The organism is Aestuarium sp. (genome assembly GCF_023253315.1).
GTDB lineage: Bacteria > Pseudomonadota > Alphaproteobacteria > Rhodobacterales > Rhodobacteraceae > Marivivens > Marivivens donghaensis.
This window is the reverse complement of record NZ_JALRGW010000066.1, coordinates 1-1,763: the sequence shown is the minus strand read 5'-3', so window position 1 is coordinate 1,763 and position 1,763 is coordinate 1. Positions and strand designations below refer to the sequence as shown.

General features: G+C 56.9%; 2 protein-coding genes. One reads left to right on the top strand and one right to left on the bottom strand.

Translation table 11 applies throughout. The features are described from left to right. On the bottom strand, positions 1-815 hold an 815-nt coding region (locus AC1QQ2_RS14065; protein WP_479713604.1), incomplete at its 3' end, for a universal stress protein. Between the two features lie 190 nt (positions 816-1,005). On the opposite strand from AC1QQ2_RS14065, the gene AC1QQ2_RS14060 reads away from it, so the two are divergent. Next, positions 1,006-1,763: cbb3-type cytochrome c oxidase subunit I (locus tag AC1QQ2_RS14060; protein WP_479713603.1), on the top strand; the 758-nt coding region annotated here is incomplete at its 3' end.

Below are 1,763 nucleotides of genomic sequence, written 5' to 3'. Positions count from 1 at the left end.
GTATGTTCGAGCAAATCCCGCGTCGCTCCGCCAAGGATCGACTCGCGGAAGCGCGAGTGTCCATAAGCGCCCATCACGATGGCATCGATAGCGTGATCTATTGCGAAACGGGTCAGAACCTCGGAAATGCGCGGCATCGTTCTGGCAAGGATCGAGACTTCGGCTTTGACCCCGTGGCGCGCAAGCATCAAGCAAATCGCTCCGCCAGGATCAGAGCGTTCGGGAGAATGTGCGGGCGGGTCGACCATCACGATATGGACGCGGTGCGCCTGTTTGAGCACGGGCAAGGCGGCACGGATGGCGGCAAAGGATTCACTGCTTTCGTTCCATGCCACCAGAACCTGACGGAAGGGCTCTCCCGAAAGAACCTCACCTTGCGGAATGACTAGAACGGGCGCGCCCGACCCGAAGAGTTCTGCTTCGAGAACGGTTACGTGTAGCGGGTTCTTCTGGGGGCCATAGGGTTTGGCGGCAACGACGATGTCGCAATAGCCCGCAAGCCGCGCAACCATGGCCTCGATCCCCATTTGAGGCACAACCGAGGGAATGATCGCCAAGGGGCCATAGTCTTTTGGGAGAAGCGCAGTCACCCAAGCGGCAAGCTCTTCTGCGCTCTGGCGGGCGTCTTCAAGCGCGTTCACTGCAAGACTCGCGGCGCTCCCTATGGGAACCGCTTCGAAACGGGCGGGATCGATTCCGATGCAGTGCACGTCAATATGCGCACCGCCTGCAACGGCGAGGTTAAAGGCGCTCATCAGGGCGTCATGGTCGGCTTCTTGATCGGTAACTACGACCGAAATCGTTTTGTAAGCCATCGGTTGCTCTCCCAAATCGACGAATTGAACGGGGAATCCCCTCTGTTCACTGGAAAAAGGACTATCAGAGCTTGGCGTCTGAAAACTTGACATGGATCAAGGCGGCGACCTCTCGCGAATGTGAAACCCCTAACCAGAGCTGAACAGCCTGCGCACGATTCTGCGTGGGCGAAATAAGGGAACGCTTGTTATGTGGGATTGGATCAAGATCGCGGTCTTTGGCATTATTGCCTTGCTGGCCGCACTCGCCGCGAACTTCGCGCGCGACCTGGCGTATCAGGTCCACGCGTTGATCGTGATGGCCGTCGCTGCTGGCATGTTCATCTGGACTGTCCGCCGCACAGGAGAACCGTCGGTGCCTGCACCGACCGGTTATAATGATGGCGTCATTCGTTATGGTGTTATCGCAACTGCTTTTTGGGGCCTTGCCGGTTTTCTGGTTGGCACCTTTATCGCTTTTCAGTTGGCCTTTCCGGCACTGAACTTCGAATTTCTTCAAGGCTTCGGCAACTTCGGTCGCCTTCGCCCGCTGCACACTTCGGCGGTGATCTTTGCGTTCGGTGGTAACGCGCTGATTGCGACGTCGTTCTATATCGTGCAGCGCACCTCGGCGACGCGCCTTTGGGGCGGCAACCTTGGTTGGTTTGTGTTCTGGGGCTACAACCTCTTTATCGTTCTGGCGGCGACGGGCTATCTGCTCGGCGCGACCCAGTCGAAAGAATACGCAGAGCCCGAATGGTATGTCGACCTTTGGCTGACCGTTGTTTGGGTTGCCTATCTTGCCGTCTTCCTCGGCACGATTATCAAGCGCAAAGAGCCGCACATCTATGTTGCGAACTGGTTCTTCCTGTCGTTTATCGTCACCATCGCAATGCTCCACATTGTAAACAACCTCGTTGTTCCAGTGTCGATCTTCGGTTCGCGTTCGGTTCAAGTGATGTCTGGCGT